This is a genomic window from Microcoleus vaginatus HSN003, assembly GCF_022701255.1.
In the GTDB taxonomy this organism is placed as follows: Bacteria; Cyanobacteriota; Cyanobacteriia; order Cyanobacteriales; family Microcoleaceae; genus Microcoleus; species Microcoleus vaginatus_B.
In genome coordinates, this window is the sequence record NZ_CP031705.1 from 4,939,393 (window position 1) to 4,957,015 (window position 17,623).

Genomic DNA, 17,623 nt, shown 5'->3' on the forward strand with positions numbered 1-17,623 from the left:
TAGAGATGCGATTTGTAGCGTCTCTACAAATCGGAATTTGGGAAAGCAGCTAACTGTGGGACAAACTCTTCGTGCGTGGCACTGTTTAATCCGGCTTGAAGAGTTGCGATCGCACTTGGCATATCCCCGTCTAAGAGTGCTGAAACAGCCAGCCACAACCCCGGAAAAACTCTGCTGCGGATAATTCCTTCTGCATCGGGTAGCAGAGAAATATATTCTTCTTCCTCCAAGGAAAACCAATCGAGCCGGCGATCAATTACTTGCCAAACGAGATATTCTCTCACCATGCTGCGCCGGTAAACTCGCTTTTTGTCCCGCAGATCGATCGTAGCGGTACTAGCAGCTATTTCGGCAACAAATTCCGGCGCGCCTACAATGTAGCCGTCATCACTGAGGCTAGTTGCACCGCCGCGTCGGGAATCAATTAGCAGTACAGCATCGGGCTGGGGTTCGTTATCCACGTCGAGACGCACGGTGGGGTTATCGCCGAGCCGAGTATGTTTGGTAAAAGCAGCATAGAAGCCAAGACAAGTCATCAGGCGAGCATGGGATTCGGCGTGAGGTTCAAAGCGTAAGGGTGAAGCCATATAAACAATTCCTTCGATCAATTCTGCTTTTTTGAGTCCCGGCATCGCTGTATAGCGTCGCTCGAATTCGGCACGGGTGAGTAAATCGCCATTTTCCAAAGGAGGGATGCTGATGCGGCTGAGGTTTGCGGGAGCAATCATGGCTTTTCTCCTGTTGTTATGCGTCGGTATCTTGCGATTTTAGCTAATTTTCGGCATAGCTGTAAGCCAGAGTTATATTATCAGAAATAAATGCTGGGGCAAATGAGTACCAAATTGGCAAATCAAGGGGCGCTAAAAATCTTGTTATTAATCGGATCGAGCGCCCTAATTTTCCTTATTTCTGAAACGGGACAAACTGCAAACTCAAATTCTATCGCCCAACCACTCGCACCCATTGAAAATACCCCGCCAAACCTGCTGAAACCCCCAAAACTAAAAACACCCTCTTCTCTCCCCGCAACTCTCTCTCCCAAACCTCCCGAACAACCTTTAGTCTTCGCACCGCCCGCGCAATTTCGCAGCCAGATTGTGTATAAAGCAAGTATTAACAACTCAAAAGTTATCGCCCTGACATTTGACGATGGCCCTTCGCCTGAAACTTTGAAAATATTAGAAGTTTTGCACAAACATAACGCAGTAGTTACATTTTTCTGCTTGGGTGCAAATTTGCGGCAGTATCCAGAAATTGCAAAAAGAGTTGTGCAAGCGGGAAATGCGATCGGCAACCATACTTGGCATCACTATTCTCACAATGTTACCGAAAAAACCGCCTCAGATGAAATAGATAATACTGGCGTTCATATTTATCGATCGAGTGGGGCAAAAAGTTTCTTGTTTCGCCCCCCCGGCGGCCGCTTAAATAACGGTTTGGCAAATTACGCTAAAAAGAAGAATTATGTAGTGGTGATGTGGTCGATCGACCCTAAAGACTTTTTGCAACGTCCGGCCGCTGCGATCGCCCGTAGCGTGCTATCCCAAGCTTCAACGGGGGCGATTGTATTGTTGCACGACGGCGGCGGAAATCGCCAGCAAACAGTCGAGGCGCTATCTGCAATTATTCCCAAACTCAAACAGCAGGGATATCGTTTTGTAACCGTGCCGCAATTGCTGGAAATGCAAGCAGCGCAAAAACAGCGAATTGCCGATCAAAAATCCCCATAAACAGACATCTCACCAAAATTAACTTACTCGGAATTTCATCTGCGTTCATTTGCGTTCGTCTGTCGTTAAAAATCCCAATTACGCTATCCTTATTAATAACCATAAAAGGCTTTATTAATCATAGTGCAAAAACTACAAGCAAGAGATATAAACCTCCGCTATCTAATCGATAACTTCGGCTTGCAGCGAGTTCGCAACAGTGAATTTTTCCGAGAATGGCAAGAAAACTTACCCGAAGTAACAGACTCAGAAAAACAATTGCTCGATCGCGTCCAAGACATATACTTCAACTTGGTAGACACCCCGCCTGTATTGGAAAATGCAGTCAAGCTAACAATCATCAGCCCTATTTTGTTTCTTGCCGGTCTGTATGAGTCTCCTTTTCCAGTCAAAGCCGAAAAGTCGATACCTATTCAAGAGGAAGACGAAGGCAGAATCATCGAAGGCAAAATAGATATCCTAATTATGAAAGCAAACTTGTGGGTGACAGTAATTGAATCCAAACAACTTTCGTTTTCAACTGACGCAGCACTTGCCCAACTCCTGACATATATGCTGGCAGATCCCAACCCAGAAACTCCTACTTTTGGCATGATTGCCACAGGTGCTAACTTCAATTTTGTCAAGTTAGTTAGAGGAGAAACTCCCCAGTATGCGCGATCTGCGGAATTTGTTATTTCCAATCCCGGCAATGAATTGTACCGGGTTTTGCAGATTTTAAAACGCCTGAGTCAACTTCCACACTAGCAATAAAAGCCATTTTAAGTTATCTTTCAAAGCAGACAATATCTAATATCTCAAATTTCAAACTGGTGCGAGCATGGTAAATTACTGGATAGTCGGCGCTGTGGCAATAGCTTCTGTCTGCTGGGCAGAAATAATACGAGACTTTTATCACGTCGTGTCCCATTATTGGGCACCCCTGCAAAAGCTGCACACTTGGCATCACCGCGTTTTCCGCCCGAATTTGACAGCCGTCAGTGAGACAATTTACAAGCAAGCACACTGGCGTCACGACGTACCCGAAGGTGCGGCGATGATGGTTTTGGGCTTGTTGCTGTGGGTGGTAGCTTATTTTGGGCTGCCGGAATATCACTGGGGCGCAGCAGCGGGTTGTATTTATACTTTAGGCTTTTTGTTGAGCGCGATCGCCCGCGCGTGCGGCATCAAAGGCGCAGACGAATTAACCGACATCACCCACCAACCGGGAGACTTTCTGACTCCCCCTGGCAAGTGGTTAGTTAATAAACCTTATCACTGGCGGCATCACTTCGACAATCAAAATGCTTACTATTGCGGTACTTTCACCTTAATAGATAAACTTATGGGTACAGCACTTTCTCTCAAAGGCAAAACTGTAGCCGTCACCGGTGCATCGGGAACTTTAGGTCGTTCGCTTCTCAAACATCTGCACAAAGCTGGTGCAAAAGTGATCGCCCTCTCCTCTGGAAATGAGGAAATTAGTTTGGATGTAGACGGCGAAAATTTACCTGTAAAAACCGTAACTTGGCAAGCTGGCCAAGAGGCAGACTTAGCCCTATTGCTAGAAAAAATTGATATTCTCGTCATCAATCACGGGATTAACGTACAGCGAGAAAGAACAGGAGAGGCGATCGCCAACTCATACGAAATTAACACTTTTTCCGCGTGGCGGCTGATGGAACTCTTTTTCTTAACAGTCCGCACTAACGAAAACATCGCTTGCAAAGAAGTGTGGATCAACACTTCAGAAGCAGAAGTAATTCCCGCTGTCAGTCCCCTGTACGAACTCAGCAAACGCGCCCTGGGAGATTTAGTCACCCTGCGCCGGCTAGACGCACCCTGCATCGTTCGCAAACTGATTTTAGGGCCGTTTAAAAGCAACTTAAACCCGAGCGGCATCATGTCTCCCGACTGGGTAGCGCAGCAAATTGTCAAACAAGCTAAAGCCGATGCGCGCAATATCATCGTGACAATTAATCCTTTGACTTTTATCATTTTTCCAGTCAAAGAGTTTTTTGTTTCCCTCTACTTCCAAATCTTCAGCCGAAAGGCGATTTCAGAGATAAAGGAAGCTGCGGCATCTGAAAAACCTAGCGTTGAAGCTAAGAGTAATTGATCAACCAAAACCGGGTTTCTGCAGGGGCGGCGGCTCTGACTGTCCGCCCTGCTGCTAAATTCCACAAAACTAAAGCCTTTGTCATATCGTCACGAGTAAGCTCACGCCCCCACTCCCACAGTCGCCAACCCACTCTTCTAATACCAATTTCATAAAATACTGCTACAGTTAGTAGCAGTGCATTTTGCAGTTGTTGTGTAGCAAAATTGAGGTCAAAGCAATGTCAGGAGTTGTCAAAATTGTCATTCGAGAAACCGCAGCAGAACTGAAAAGTTTGCTGTGCCGAGAGAAAGAGGCTGGGCGCCACGAAAAACTGTTGGTTCTGTATTGGCTCAAAACCAAAACAGTGCATAGTGTATTGTCTGCTGCGGTGCGGTTAGGTAAGCATCGTACCACAATACAAAGATGGTTGTCTAGCTACCGAACTGGGGGAATAAAAGAATTATTATGCCAGAAACCTCGTCCCGGTCGGCCCCGAATAATGACTCCAGAAACTGTAGAGAAATTATCAGAAGAGTTAAACCAAGTAGAAGGATTCAGTAGCTACAAAGAAGTACATCAATGGTTGACAAGCTGTTGTGACATTCCCATGGCATATCGGACAGTGCATGAATGGGCAAGATCTCGCCTTAAAGGCAAATTAAAAGTTCCACGTCCGGTGAGTGAAAAGCAAAAACCAGGAGCAGTAGAAGAGTTTAAAAAAAACTGCCAATCTTAATTAAAGCCAGTCTGAGTCAAAGTCAGAGCTTTTTAGAACAATGGAAAAAACTGCGGTATTGGAGTCAAGACGAAAGTCGGATGGGGTTGCATACAATTCAAAGAAGAAAGCTAACAGGTTACGGCATAAAACCGCAAGGAAAAGTACAATGGGACTTTACTTATTTGTGGTTGTATGGTGCAGTAGAGCCGCTAACAGGAGCCAGTTTTTTTTATGAGTTTACTCATTTAGATACAGTGTGCTTTGAGAAATTTTTAGAGCTATTTGCTAGTGAGTACCCGGAGGATTTACATCTAATTCAAGTAGATAATGGAGGGTTCCATAACTCTTTAAACCTCAGTATACCAGAGAACGTTATCTTACTATTTCAACCCGCCTACAGTCCGGAAGTAAACCCAATAGAAAGACTGTGGGGATATGTAAAAGAACAATTGAAATGGTTGAGATTTGACCAAATAGAAGAGTTGAGAGCAGCGGTGCAAAAAGAGTTAAATAAGTTGACGTTGGAAGTTATTGCTTCTTTGACGGGATGGGAATTTATTTTAGAGGCTCTATCTGTAGCATGACTTTAGGAACTTGGTATAACTCATTGGGTCAAAACCGTTGGGGGGGACTGGAATCGAGAGCTGTTTCGGCTCCCATTCCCAACAGGGTTATGCTTACTGATACAAATTATTATAGCATTTCTCAGAAAGATGAGGTATGATATAACTGACTTGAACGGAGTGAAAAATATAGAAACCTAAAATGTTATGCAGCTCTAATTAAATGGAACGCTCTTGGAGCAGTAGTCCCTCACCCCATAGCAGTCACTCGAATGACAACTATCAATAATTTTAGCAAGTATCACACATTAGTAAAAATGAAAACTTATTCGATTGATTTTAGACAAAAAATTATGGACGTGTACCATAATGAACCGCTGTCACAAAGAGCAATAGCCAACCGTTTTTGTGTAGCCCTAAGTTTTGTCCAAAAAATAATTAAACAGTATCGTGAGACCCAAAATATTGCTCCTCGAACTGAGCGATGCGGAGTCAAATTAAAACTGAATGCAGAGCAACTGCTGATCAAGCGCGAAATTGATTGAAGAAAATAATGATGCGACTCTCGAAGAACTCCGTTATTTACTCTACCAAAAAATTGGTTTTACCATCAGCGTAGCAACGATGGGAAGAATGGCAAAACTCTTAAACATGACCTTAAAAAAAACTCTTTTCCCGTCAGACAAAGGCAGTGAAAGAGTTCAGAACCTGCGATATTAGTTCTGGCAAAAAATTCGACAAATTTGTTTGAAAGACTTAATATTCATTGATGAATGTGGAGTAAACTTGGCAATGGTTAGGTTATTATATGCAAGGGAGGCTAAAAGGTTCAAGAGCCCAGGGGTCAAAACCGAATAAACGGGGCAGAAATGTCTCAATAATTGGAGCTATATCGGTCAACGAAATCCTAACATCCATCAATTTAACAGGTACAACTGATACAATTACATTTGAGGCTTTTATTATCCGAAAGCTAGTACCAAAACTCTGGAAAGCGGTTTGTGTAGTGATGGATAATTGTACTATTCATACCGGAGAAGAAATAGAAAAAGCCATCAAAAAGAAAGGGGCAAAATTAATATACTTGTCGCCCTATTCGCCCGACTTCTCACCAATTGAACATTTATGGTCAAAACTCAAAAACATTCTCCGTTCTATCAAGACGACTAATTATCGAGAATTAGCAAAAGCGATAGAGTTTGCGTTCAATCAAGTTACATTATCCGATCTTGGGAATTGGTTTACTCACTGCTGTTATTGTACCTCATCTTTCTGAGAAACGCTATAAGTATTTTTACTAACTACTGTCTCTCCTTAGTCACTTCTATCGGCACGGGGTACTGTACGCGGCCCGTTGCGGCTGCTGAATGTGGGTTTCAACTATGCTCGTTGGTTAGTTGATACGTCCAGGACTCATAAGTGTAATTTGATAGTGGTGGAATTGGGCGATCGCGATCGTTAAATATAACAAGCAGCACACCGCTATCGAGCGCCAAAAATAAACTTTTGTAAAGGTTCGAGAAAATCCCGGAACTTACTTTGGGACAGACGTAATCAGTGAAATCACCGGTCAGATAAATACTTTCGATAACAAGTATGAATTGATAAACTCTTTTCACAGGTTGTGAGAGGCAGGCAAAAGTTTGGCGATCGGGATCTTCAGGATGCGTCTTTCGATCGAATCTACTTTTTCAAAAGGAAAAACTGAAATGCCAAGATCGCTTGAAATCTTTAGCGATGGTCGCGTGTACGAAATAAAAGACGACCTAGCCGTTAAAGTCACGGAGACAAATGGGCAAGTAAAAGCATTAATCGATGCTTTAAAGTTCAGCGTAGCTAAAACATACAACATTAATCCTCCCGACGAACAACCGCCTGATGTGGCAGAATCCAGAGGTTCAAAGCATATCAATGGAGAAGGCTTTAAACTTCTCACTACGTTTGAAGGATGTGAGCTCACTGCTTATGATGACGGCGGTGGAGTTTGGACTATTGGTTACGGGCACACTGGCAACGATGTTTTTCCAGGACTGACCATTAGCCAAACGCAAGCAGAAGAATTGCTGCGCCTAGATTTAGAAAAATTTGAATCCTTTGTTGAGGATGCGGTTGAAGTTCAGATCAATGATAATCAGTTTTCTGCACTGGTTTGCTTTTGCTTCAACGTGGGTCCAGGAGGTTTTGGAAGTTCAACTCTTCTCAGGCTTTTGAACCAGGGAAATTATCAAGGAGCTGCTAATCAGTTTCCTGTGTGGAATAAAGTCAATGGTGAACCCTGGCTAGGGCTGACACGCCGACGATTGGCTGAACGATCGCTGTTTTTGGGAAAACCCTGGCAGTCATTCTTAACCTATGAAGGAACAGGCGAAGAAGTAACAGGGCAAACAATCGCAGAAGCACCTCGCACCTTGAAACTCACCGAACCCATGATGCAAGGTGAGGATGTTCGTCGAGTACAAAAAGCTTTGAAAGCAGCAGGAATCAATATAGAACCTGATGGAGTATTTGGTAATGATACTGACAAGGCAGTGAGGCAGTTTCAGAAGCAAAAAATGCTAACTGCGGATGGTGTTGTAGGTTCTGAAACTCGGAAAAAACTGGGAATATAAAATCGATTTTGTAAGAAAGGGGAATGACGCAATCCAACAATTTTTACACGATTCCTGGAACCCAGGTTTAAGAATAACACGCTACAGGTAGAGTTGTGCGTCTAGAAATGACCAAATTCCAACTAATTTGAGAAAAAAACTATGACTGACTCAAGCAATATTCTATTTAATCAACCTGTAATTGTCGAAGCCTGTGAAGAATTTGTCGAACGGGATCGGTTGGGAATTAGAGGCAGTTTTCCCGGATTACTCCAAGATGCACCCATGTCTTCGACTGCGGTGGTAAATGGCTTATCTCAGCAGTTAATTTATCAACTGCAACTGATGATGCCAGATGCCTTTGTCAGTTTTGATGACCTCAATGTAGACTTGCTGGATGCAGCCTTTCCCTATGTACAAAGCCCGGCAAAACACGCACTTCAGAGAGCGATTCAAGATCGAGGCCAAACGATGCAGGTAAACTCTGCCTACCGCACGATCGCTCAGCAAATGTTGCTGTATAACGATCGCTTCAACAATCCTAATCCTGTAGCTCCACCGGGAGCCAGCAACCACCAAACTGGGTTAGCGATCGACATTGAAGATGCACCAGGCTGGGAAGTTTATTTGATGCGGTATGGCTGGAATCCATTACCAGGCGATCCACCTCACTTCGATTACCAAGGCGATAGTACGATCGACCTTCGCAGTCAATCAATACTTGCATTTCAGCAACTTTGGAATCTGAATTATCCTAATCAAAAGATTAGCGAAGATGGCGGCTTTGGCCCTCAAACCGAGAATGCACTTAATCGATCTCCTGCTCCAGGGTTTCCTAAAGCGCCGTGGAATGACAAACCCCGAACGTTGCGCTTGGCGATCCCCCGAATGGAAGGCTCGGATGTACTCAAGCTTCAGGAAATTTTGAAGAAAGCTGGCATTGTAGTTGGGGCTGATGGTGAATTTGGGCCAGCAACAGATAAAGCCGTCAAGGAATTTCAGCAGAAGAAGGGTTTGAAGCCAGACGGCATTGTCGCTGTAAAAACCCGCGAACAAATGGCTTGAGGTGTTCGCGATCGAGTTAACAAAATCTGGAACTGAAAGATACGTTGCTGAATATGCAGAGTTTTCTGAAGAGCTATAACTTACGGCTCCAGAACTCTGCAGATCTGCAACTCACTGAATTAGACAAAGATACTGGAGCAATGAATTAAAAATGGCTGACAAACCCGAGCAAACACTAAATATTTACGCACTATTAATCGGTATTGACTGCTATATGCCGAATGTCTTGCCTGATGGTAGTCGTTACAAAAATCTTGGAGGGTGTGTACGAGATGTTAATCATGTAGAAGCTTTCTTAGTTGATGAGCGGAAAGTTCCCAAAGCACAAATTTTGAAACTGACAGCTTCGGTTAACCCAAATGAACCTACGAAGCCTCTTGAATCACCGGAAAAACTACCAACTCGTCAGAATATGATCGATTCCTTTAGGAAACTGGGGGAAATGGCTACGGAAAAGGCGCAGGTATATATTCATTACTCTGGACATGGTGGACGGGCAAAGACTGTTTTCCCATCTATTAAAGGTGAGGATGAAATTGATGAGGGATTAGTCCCTACAGATATTGGCACTTTAGAAGGACAGTATCTCCGCGATCTCGATCTAGCAACACTGTTGAAGGAATTGGTAAATAAACAACTAACCGTTACGGTGGTGTTGGATTGTTGTAACTCGGGAGGTGCTACGCGAGGGGATGTAGAAATTCGAGGGGGAGAAGGAATTGATGAAAAACCTCTCCAACCAGGTCAAGAACTGGTGGCACCTCTAGAAACTCTAGCAGCAACTTGGCGATCGCTCACTGAACAAACCGCTCGCGGACTAAAAGCTTCTGGATTGCGTGTCGCCAGAGATTATGTGCTTCTAGCAGCCTGTCGTTTGAATGAGTATGCTTACGAGTATGCCTTTAATCGTGAAACCAAGGAGCGAAATGGAGCGCTTACCTATTGGTTGTTGGATACTCTAAGACAGCAAAACCCCGGACAAACTTATCAGGATTTATTCGATCGCATCAATGCTAAAATTCACAGTCAATTTCCTCAACAAACCCCAATCTTGATGGGCGAGGAAAACCGAATTATTTTTGGCAATGAGCTAGCTGAGCGAGTGTATGCAGTACCTGTCTTAAAGGTTGAGAAAAACGCTGAAACAGGTGAAATGCAGGCTGTGTTAGGGGTTGGGCAGGCAAATGGTATGAGTAAGGGAGCAGAGTTTGCCATCTATCCTCGTACAACAAGGGATTTGACTAAAAAAGAGAATCGAGTTGCGATCGCCAGAATTATTCAACGAGGGGCAACAGACTCGTTGTGCAAGCTTGAACCCATTAATGGAGAAAAATTAAACGTTGAAGACGGAGATCGGGCTGTGTTGGTATCTCCGTCCGTCAATCTTGTGCGAAAAGTTTATCTCATTGCTCAAGAGGCAGCTTCCGCAGAAGATTTAGCTAAGCCCTCATTACCCCCTAACAAGCTTTTACCCGAAATTTTTAAACAGCAGGAGAAAAGCCTAGAGGCTATCAAAAATGCTCTACCTGGAAATGGTTGGGTGGAATTGGCAGAAGAGGTCGTAGCTGCTGATGACGATGAGGGAGTTGCCTATCAACTTCTTCTCAATAACAAGGAAGAGTATGAGATATGCGATCGCACGGGACATCCATTTGCAGGAATTCCTCCCATAAAGACAAGTGACCCTGATGCGGCTCCGAGAGTGGTGAAACGTCTTGTACACCTAGCGAAATATCATGCTACAGCAGAGCTAGACAATACGGACAAAGATTCACCTTTAGCAGGCAAATTAATCGTTGAGTGGCTTGGGACATCAGACATCTATCAGTTAGGAGATAAAACTCCACCCCCATCACAGTTGAAACCATTCGCCGATACCAGAAAACCAAGTGTAAAACTCGGCGATTACGTATTTCTGTCAATTCAGAATGACTCTTTCCAAGCTCTTAACGTTGCTGTTCTAGATCTAGCATCTGACTGGTCAATTGAACAGATTTCCCCAGGTAAAGGAGAAAATTTCATTACTATTGAGGCGGGTAAGAAGGAATCGATTGGGATACCGGCAACATCCGAAGGAGAAGACGTGGTTAAAATCCTTGCTACAGTTGGTCCCATCAATTTCCGCTGGTTAGAGCTTCCATCTCTTGACGAGGATATTCAATCTAAGGGGTTGTCTCGATTGGGCAATCCTCTAGAAGCTCTGCTGGTGGCGATCGATAAAGAGCAACCTCCAACTAGAAAGTTGTCTGTTGCCCGCTCTCCAAGCCGTGAGTGGACAACAAAGCAAATAAGCCTGACCATCACCAAATAATCAAAGGGTATCTCAACCTTGTTAGTTATTCCAGCAAGGATGATAGGCTAATCCGATTTTTTATTATTCTTGCTGGATGCCTTTCTATCAAAAGTATGGAGACATAAAAATTGAAAAAATTACTACTAATGGGTCAGCACACTAAGCTGCTACGCAGCTAAACCGGATAAAATAGCATTGCCTTTATTTTTGATTTTTCGCTCCCATTTGATAACCATTTCTCCTTCATTTAATAATCTATGTAGTAATTCTGACAATTCTTCTACTGACTTAAACAGTCGATGTGCTATATATTCTTTCGCTGAATGCCAGACCAATTCAATCAAATTATAATCGGGGCTGTAAGGTGGCAAAAATTCTACAATAATATGAGGCATTTCGGCTGATATTTGGCTCAGAATATCTTTCTTTTTATGAAAACTAGCATTGTCTAAAATAATTACAATCTTTATTCCTGATTCGGCAAAACTTTCAGCTTGATTACCCAGTTCTCTCCATTCTTGGACAATCGAATCATTTAAGGCATTAATTTGCTCATAAAACGTATTCGAGTCTCCTTTTTTTATGACAACAAAATTTAACCTTTTTTTGTCATAATATCTCAATCCACCCATGATATTTACTCTGCCTCTTCTCCTTTGACCTGTGATTTTTTTTCGACTACCTTTTTTACCCCAAGTTTTTCTTCTTATCACTCGCAAGCTAAATCCACTTTCGTCCCAAAACCATACCTGTAAAAGCTCTGGGGTTTGTTTTGTTATTTTTAAATACTCGGATAGCTTCTGTTTAAATACTTCTCTTTCAACGGGATTTTGTTTGTCCTCTAAACTATATTTAGCCCAAATGTAAACGTATTTTTTTTTATGTAATATCCTGGATATTTGGGAACCACTCAATTTAATTCCTGTGACTTTTTCTAAATATGTTGCTAGTCTGGCTGCCGTCCATCTCCCAAATTCATATCCATATTCTGCCGGAGCTTTATCGATTGTATCTATCAATATTTTTTCATACTCTGGAGTGACTTTGCGAAAATTACCTTGGCTTCTTTTATCTAAAAAACTATCCAAATTATCTGGGTCGCCATGAACTGACCAATAAGCTACCGTTGTGTAAGCAATCTCCATGAATTCACTGATTTGTTGATAACTTTTTCCGTCATTTATTAGCAATAAGATTAGAACTTTTTCCCTCACATAATTATCCTCAGACTCTTTTAATAGTTTAATGAGTCTCTGTTTTTGATTTTGAGATAGATGGTTTTTGGCTGGCATACATTATAACTAATTATCGCTTATTTTATATTTATATTATACAATCTAGCTGCGTATCAGCTTATTACTTACGCCAGGCATTGTTTGCTTTAGTGAAACAAGAAATTATGTAATTTAAATTACTACTCATGTATTCATTTTCATGAAAATCTTAATTTTGGCATCCAATCCACGAAAAGACCTTAACCTCGATCGCGAAATCCGTGACCTAAGAGGGGTGATTGAGAAATCGCGCCATCGAGAAGAGTTTGAGGTGGTTGATGAGTTGGCAGTACGGGTTGGAGATTTGCAAGAACTGCTGTTCAAGCATCAACCAGAGATTGTCCATTTCTGTGGGCATGGGGGTGGAGAGCCAGGTTTGGTGTTTGAAAGCGATGTGGGACGAGAGCATTTAGTAAGTACCGATGCGTTGTCCAATCTCTTCCGGTTGTTCTCCAGCAGTATTGAATGTGTGTTGCTGAATGCTTGTTACTCAGAAGAGCAAGCAGTTGCCATTGTCGATCGCATCAACTATGTGATTGGTATGAATCAGGAAATTCGCGATGATGCCGCAATCGCCTTCTCTAAAGGATTCTACCGTGCCTTGGGATATGCCTGTTCCATCGAACAGTCCTATGAGTTTGGCTGTAATGCTATTCAGTTAGAAATTTCAGGGAGTTCCGTAGTGCGATCGGCAGTGTCTGAAACAGAACGCAAGCTTGGGGTGGCTGATGCAGTTGCGAAAATAGCCATTCCAGAACATCAAAAGCCGATTCTCAAAAAGAAGCCAACGCTAACGCCGAATTTAAGGGCTAGTAACACCAGCCCTAATCAAACACTCTCCCAAGAAAAGCGAATCGAGATTCAACTGGATATCGACAAATCTCTAAAAGCTGACTCCAAGATCGAGATTCAGCTTCAAAAAGAAACCTCCTCTAAAAAAGAGGTTGCTAGTAGATTTCAAGGATTTTTAGTCCCAAACGGTTCTTGGATTAAATGGCTGACTGCTGTGTTGTGCATTCTGGGAATAACTGGAGTAGTTGTTAAGCCTATAAGTAAATTAATTAATACTAATTTCAAGCCGCTGCTACAAATCCCTCTTGAATCTGATGCAGAAATTAATTACCAATCGCTGCAAAGAACTCTGAGCGCTAAGGATTGGAAGAGTGCCGATAGTCAAACAATGAGTAGCCTGTTAGAAATCGCTAAGAAAAAGAGACCCGCCCGTAGTTCAAAGCAAACTTGGCTCGATCCCAAGGATATTAGAGAATTGCCTTGCAATGACCTTAGAACTATTAACCAACTTTGGTCGGTGGCTAGTAAAAACCGTTGGGGATTTATGACTCAATCGATAATTTGGCAGCGTGTAGGGGGAACCACAAAAACAGCACCTGATAATTCTGGTGTTCGGAAAAACTTTAGTATTGCAGTAGGCTGGCACAGAGCTGATATAGGTCAATTTGACTTGGAGACACTTTATGAAAAGCTAAATAACAATCCACTTGAACAACATCCAGAAGGCTATCTTCCGTCTGCTATTGGGCGGTATGAAAAACGGCAAATTTGGGTTGGCGAATTGAATGAGTTTGCTGCTCTCACCTGGAGGTTGAAGCAGTGCAAAATTTTCCAACAGTAGCCGGAGTAAGCTGATGATTAAAGCTCTCTTTTTATCGTGCAGAAGGAACAGTAGAAATGAATGATCTGGAAGTAAAGAAAATTCTGATCTTAGCAGCCAATCCTCAAGGAACCTCACACTTACGCCTCGACAAGGAAGTGCGGGACATAGAAGAGGGGTTGGGGCGATCGCACCTTGGCGATCGGTTTCAAATAGAGCAGCGATGGGCAGCCCGTCCGCGAGATGTACAGCGATCGCTACTGGATGTAGAGCCGCAAATTGTACATTTTTGCGGACACGGGCAAGGGCAATTAGGATTGGTACTGGAAGATGAGACAGGGCGGGTCAAGTTAGTCAGTACAGAAGCGCTGTCAAAGCTATTCGAGTTGTTTGCCGAGCAAGTCGAATGTGTCCTCCTAAATGCCTGTTATGCTGAGGTGCAGGCAGATGCGATAGTTCAGCACATTAACTACGTGATTGGGATGCGTCAAGAGATTCTGGATGATTTGGCGATCGCTTTTTCCGTTGGTTTTTACAAGGGATTAGCAGAAGGTCAATTAATTGACATAGCATTTGAGTCTGGATGTCGTGCCATCCAGTTTGAGGGCGATCGCAATGCAAATACTACTCGGAAACTGGGTTCGGTAGACTGGACTAAGAAGGCTGATGATTCATTTTTTCCGGACTACCCGCTCCCGGTGTTGAAGAAAAAAGCGAATTCCATATAATGCTAAAAAGGCAGTCAGCAATGTCTGTGATTCAATTCTATGTCTGAGCCAACATCTAAAACTTTCAATATTTCAGGTAACACAATTAATAATCTGGCTGGCGACAACATTTATTACAATGAAGCGCCTCAGATACAATCAAATCTAATATCGGAGGATGCAGTAAAGACTATCCTGTTTTTGGCAGCAAATCCTCAAGGAATGCAGCCGCGATCGCTAGAGGAAGAAGCACGGGAGATTAGTGAAGGTTTGCGGCGATCGCAGCATCGCGATCGGTTCATCCTGAAGCAATGTTGGGCAGTCCGACACAGAGATATGCACAGAGCTTTGCTGGACTATCAGCCTCACATTGTTCACTTTGCCGGACAGGGTAGTAGCGAGGAAGGATTGTTTTTAGAAGATGATACTGGACGAAGCAAGCCTGTTAGTCCTGAAGCGATCGCCAACCTATTTCAACTTTTTCCTAAAATCGAATGTGTGGTTCTTAACGCCTGTTACTCGGCAGTTCAGGCTAAAGCAATTGCTGACTACATTCCCTATGTCATCGGTATGCAGCAGGCGATTGGAAATAAGGCAGCGATCGAATTTGCAGTTGCTTTTTATGATGCACTGGAGACTGGAAAACCCATCGAATTTGCCTACAAGCTTGGCTGTGTTGCTATTCAAATGGCAGGGATTTCCCAACATTCAATACCCGTTCTCATACACTGATAGTATAGACTCCTATTTGTCAACCAGCAGCCCAGAAGCCGATCGGACTAAGGACTTTAACCCAGCTCTCTAACCCATTCCAAATCCCTTTAGCAGGATTCGTCCGTTGTTCAGTTTTGCTAGGTGTCAGTTGATCGACAACCTGATTAGAATTATTGCCTGGAAAGTCCAAAATCATGACTAAGCATGGTATCTTTACTTCTCGACAGAATTGCAGATCTAATGCTGTGGCTGTATCTGACTGTAAGCCACTGGAAAATTGCAGAGGAGAATTGCTCAAAATGGATTGTAAAACGATTTCTGCATAGGTTTTATAGTTAAACATATTGTCTGCATAGTAAAGACTTAGTATGTTTTTTTCCTTCAAGGCATCAGTATCGAAATTTATACGAATTTCGATCGCAACATCACCGCTCTGATAATCTTGCTGATTGATATACTCAATCCCAGCTTCATATTTGCCATCACATTTTTGCAAAACATCTCTTACTTCAAAACCTGGCGTTGAAAATGAAAAGATATTTTTCAGTAATGTTTTAGCTATAGTGATTTCCTGCTGTGAATGTTCAGCACTGGGAGCATTTCCTCGTTCATAACCAACTAAAATATAGATCCTGCCCTTCAGTGGTTGTTTTCCTTGTCTAACCACGTACCTCTCATTATCTAGAAAAGCTGCCACTCCAAGTTCGCTTCTACGTGTTTCTAAATGCTTTACCATTTCACATACCCGTGTCCCTAAATTGCCTTGAACTTCCAATTTTTGTTCATCCGATTTTTGTTCATTCCATTTTACTAAAGCAGCATGATGTAAACCTACAAGTTGCCATTGAGAGTTGAGGATGGGACTACCCGATGAGCCAAAATCGGCATCAGCTTGGTATTGCAGAAAATTTTGAGAGATATTTTGTACTTGGTTATTGAAAAGAACAATCCTCCTCTGTGCGCCTTGCGGATGCTGAATAATAAAAACTGGTTCACCAGATAAACCAGCATAAGGTATCCTTTCGCTATTAATTTTTTGAATATTTTTGACCTGCTCGCGAGTAATAGGTGGGGCAATCAGCGTTGAGTCCATTAACATTGGCAGCCAACCAAAATTTTCACCAGCTTCAGGAAATGCTAGTCCGATATCGTTGTAATCCTCCCGTGCTTTGACTCGAATCAGCGTATAGTCAAGCTGCTTATCGCTGACACAAAAACTTTCTGGATCTAGGTAATATTCCACTGTTAGAGCATTCTGCCCCAAAGCATTTTGCTCGTATCTAAATTTAACAATAAACTTTTTAATATTATCTTTATCCTTTTCATTAAATACATGATAATTAGTTAACAAGTAATTTTTGCCAACTAGAAAACCTGTAGCGACTGGAATCACAACAGTACCTTGACGCTGTTTTTCTTCACCAGAAACTTCCTTCAATCTATCTCTGAATTTACCCAGAGGTTCTTTAATCCTTTCCTCCTCCAGGGCCTCAGCTACTTGTTTATAATTTCCCCAAACATCCTGGCTTCCACCAGGAAATTTGTCAGAAAAAAGATTGATTTTCTCCGACAGTCGCTTGAGAATCTCAGGCACATCTTTTACCGAACGGTTTTTGATTAGCTCAATTATATCTTCTATCCAAAAACCTCGTTCAAGCAAACACACAGCCGCACTACATCTTAAGCCACGTTCTAAGAAAGCAGATGATAGATAATCTGGTTCGTTAAAAAATATAGAATTAGATGAGCGAGCTTTATCTAATCTCTCTAAGCGTGCGTTGATAATATCGGTTAAATCGATTGGCGTTTGTTCTGGGAAATCCCTAACCTCAGTTGCTTCAGGGATATTATCAGTTACCCATCTACAAACTTGTGGGTTATTAACAACATTACAGAGAGGTCCACTAACATTCCGATTATTTATTGTATTTGTTTGTAAACTATAAAAGCTCATTTTTCCAAACTCCTATAATATCTAGTTAAGAATTTGATATTTAATCTCATGAATAGATACAACCGACAAGTTTATGGTCGAAAATTCTCGCAAGCATTACTAAATTTAGATTTGCGAGAGGTTACTGGTGGACAGGCTCGTTTTTTCAGATTCCTCGTTTTGCTCTGCACCTTTAGCCTTGCACTTTTTGCTGGTAGCTTTGCCGGAGCAGTGAGCGGTTATCTCAGCAGGACTCTCTTCTCCTTACCTCAGCCTGTACAGGGAGCTTGGGTAACAGCGAGTGTTGTCTTGGTTATTTGTGTATGGTCTATAGAGACCAAGCAAT

Annotated in this window: 14 protein-coding genes and 1 pseudogene; 12 read left to right on the forward strand and 3 right to left on the reverse strand. The window is 42.6% G+C overall.

The genetic code is table 11. The annotated features are described in order from the left end of the window. Window positions 1–23: 23 nt before the first annotated feature. Window positions 24–728: a Uma2 family endonuclease gene (locus tag D0A37_RS21410; protein ID WP_242717364.1), complete on the reverse strand. Its 705-nt coding sequence runs from the start codon at window positions 726–728 to the stop codon at window positions 24–26. 102 nt (window positions 729–830) lie between these two features. On the opposite strand from D0A37_RS21410, the gene D0A37_RS21415 reads away from it, so the two are divergent. The 9 genes and pseudogenes from D0A37_RS21415 to D0A37_RS21455 all read left to right on the forward strand — a co-directional run bounded on the left by D0A37_RS21415 (window position 831) and on the right by D0A37_RS21455 (window position 11,055). Continuing rightward, a complete protein-coding gene (locus tag D0A37_RS21415) occupies window positions 831–1,730 on the forward strand; it encodes a polysaccharide deacetylase family protein (RefSeq protein WP_242717366.1) in 900 nt (299 codons plus the stop codon). A gap of 123 nt (window positions 1,731–1,853) precedes the next feature. Continuing rightward, window positions 1,854–2,477, forward strand: a complete 624-nt coding sequence (locus tag D0A37_RS21420; RefSeq protein ID WP_445242424.1) for a restriction endonuclease subunit R — start codon at window positions 1,854–1,856, stop codon at window positions 2,475–2,477. Between the two features lie 73 nt (window positions 2,478–2,550). Then, a complete protein-coding gene (locus D0A37_RS21425; protein ID WP_242717369.1) occupies window positions 2,551–3,828 on the forward strand; it encodes a bifunctional sterol desaturase/short chain dehydrogenase in 1,278 nt (425 codons plus the stop codon). Between the two features lie 220 nt (window positions 3,829–4,048). Then, window positions 4,049–4,546 carry a helix-turn-helix domain-containing protein gene (locus D0A37_RS21430; protein WP_242717371.1) on the forward strand — a complete coding sequence of 166 codons (498 nt, stop codon included), beginning with the start codon at window positions 4,049–4,051 and terminating at the stop codon, window positions 4,544–4,546. A gap of 80 nt (window positions 4,547–4,626) precedes the next feature. Further along, window positions 4,627–5,112 carry an IS630 family transposase gene (locus D0A37_RS21435; protein ID WP_242717373.1) on the forward strand — a complete coding sequence of 162 codons (486 nt, stop codon included), beginning with the start codon at window positions 4,627–4,629 and terminating at the stop codon, window positions 5,110–5,112. A 296-nt stretch (window positions 5,113–5,408) separates the two neighbouring features. Next, window positions 5,409–6,367, forward strand: a pseudogene (locus D0A37_RS21440) (IS630 family transposase). 388 nt (window positions 6,368–6,755) lie between these two features. Continuing rightward, a complete protein-coding gene (locus tag D0A37_RS21445) occupies window positions 6,756–7,700 on the forward strand; it encodes a glycoside hydrolase family protein (protein WP_242717375.1) in 945 nt (314 codons plus the stop codon). 141 nt (window positions 7,701–7,841) lie between these two features. Further along, the gene (locus D0A37_RS21450) at window positions 7,842–8,744 is read left to right on the forward strand and encodes a peptidoglycan-binding protein (RefSeq protein ID WP_242717377.1); all 903 of its coding nucleotides are present in this window, start codon (window positions 7,842–7,844) and stop codon (window positions 8,742–8,744) included. Between the two features lie 151 nt (window positions 8,745–8,895). After that, a complete protein-coding gene (locus D0A37_RS21455) occupies window positions 8,896–11,055 on the forward strand; it encodes a caspase family protein (RefSeq protein ID WP_242717379.1) in 2,160 nt (719 codons plus the stop codon). Between the two features lie 149 nt (window positions 11,056–11,204). Here D0A37_RS21455 and D0A37_RS21460 read toward each other — a convergent pair whose 3' ends face one another. Further along, on the reverse strand, window positions 11,205–12,329 hold the full coding sequence (locus tag D0A37_RS21460) for an IS630 family transposase (protein WP_242717380.1): 1,125 nt from the start codon (window positions 12,327–12,329) through the stop codon (window positions 11,205–11,207). 142 nt (window positions 12,330–12,471) lie between these two features. Here D0A37_RS21460 and D0A37_RS21465 point away from each other — a divergent pair, with 142 nt between their 5' ends. Genes D0A37_RS21465 through D0A37_RS21475 form a run of 3 tightly spaced genes read left to right on the forward strand, consistent with a single transcriptional unit; the run spans window position 12,472 to window position 15,362 of the window. Continuing rightward, on the forward strand, window positions 12,472–13,944 hold the full coding sequence (locus D0A37_RS21465; protein ID WP_242717382.1) for a GUN4 domain-containing protein: 1,473 nt from the start codon (window positions 12,472–12,474) through the stop codon (window positions 13,942–13,944). A gap of 56 nt (window positions 13,945–14,000) precedes the next feature. Further along, window positions 14,001–14,651 (forward strand): CHAT domain-containing protein, encoded by a 651-nt coding sequence (locus D0A37_RS21470; RefSeq protein ID WP_242717384.1) that lies wholly within the window; start codon window positions 14,001–14,003, stop codon window positions 14,649–14,651. Between the two features lie 39 nt (window positions 14,652–14,690). Further along, window positions 14,691–15,362 (forward strand): CHAT domain-containing protein, encoded by a 672-nt coding sequence (locus D0A37_RS21475; protein ID WP_242717386.1) that lies wholly within the window; start codon window positions 14,691–14,693, stop codon window positions 15,360–15,362. A gap of 19 nt (window positions 15,363–15,381) precedes the next feature. On the opposite strand, the gene D0A37_RS21480 is transcribed toward D0A37_RS21475, so the two are convergent. Next, the gene (locus tag D0A37_RS21480; protein WP_242717388.1) at window positions 15,382–17,298 is read right to left on the reverse strand and encodes a trypsin-like serine peptidase; all 1,917 of its coding nucleotides are present in this window, start codon (window positions 17,296–17,298) and stop codon (window positions 15,382–15,384) included. Between the last annotated feature and the right edge of the window lie 325 nt (window positions 17,299–17,623).

Coding starts and splice junctions, on each gene's coding strand:
- D0A37_RS21410 (WP_242717364.1), bottom strand. CDS start 728: ATGATTGCTCCCGCAAACCTCAGCCGCATCAGCATCCCTCCTTTGGAA.
- D0A37_RS21415 (WP_242717366.1), top strand. CDS start 831: ATGAGTACCAAATTGGCAAATCAAGGGGCGCTAAAAATCTTGTTATTA.
- D0A37_RS21425 (WP_242717369.1), top strand. CDS start 2,551: ATGGTAAATTACTGGATAGTCGGCGCTGTGGCAATAGCTTCTGTCTGC.
- D0A37_RS21430 (WP_242717371.1), top strand. CDS start 4,049: ATGTCAGGAGTTGTCAAAATTGTCATTCGAGAAACCGCAGCAGAACTG.
- D0A37_RS21435 (WP_242717373.1), top strand. CDS start 4,627: ATGGGGTTGCATACAATTCAAAGAAGAAAGCTAACAGGTTACGGCATA.
- D0A37_RS21445 (WP_242717375.1), top strand. CDS start 6,756: ATGCGTCTTTCGATCGAATCTACTTTTTCAAAAGGAAAAACTGAAATG.
- D0A37_RS21450 (WP_242717377.1), top strand. CDS start 7,842: ATGACTGACTCAAGCAATATTCTATTTAATCAACCTGTAATTGTCGAA.
- D0A37_RS21455 (WP_242717379.1), top strand. CDS start 8,896: ATGGCTGACAAACCCGAGCAAACACTAAATATTTACGCACTATTAATC.
- D0A37_RS21460 (WP_242717380.1), bottom strand. CDS start 12,329: ATGCCAGCCAAAAACCATCTATCTCAAAATCAAAAACAGAGACTCATT.
- D0A37_RS21465 (WP_242717382.1), top strand. CDS start 12,472: ATGAAAATCTTAATTTTGGCATCCAATCCACGAAAAGACCTTAACCTC.
- D0A37_RS21470 (WP_242717384.1), top strand. CDS start 14,001: ATGAATGATCTGGAAGTAAAGAAAATTCTGATCTTAGCAGCCAATCCT.
- D0A37_RS21475 (WP_242717386.1), top strand. CDS start 14,691: ATGTCTGAGCCAACATCTAAAACTTTCAATATTTCAGGTAACACAATT.
- D0A37_RS21480 (WP_242717388.1), bottom strand. CDS start 17,298: ATGAGCTTTTATAGTTTACAAACAAATACAATAAATAATCGGAATGTT.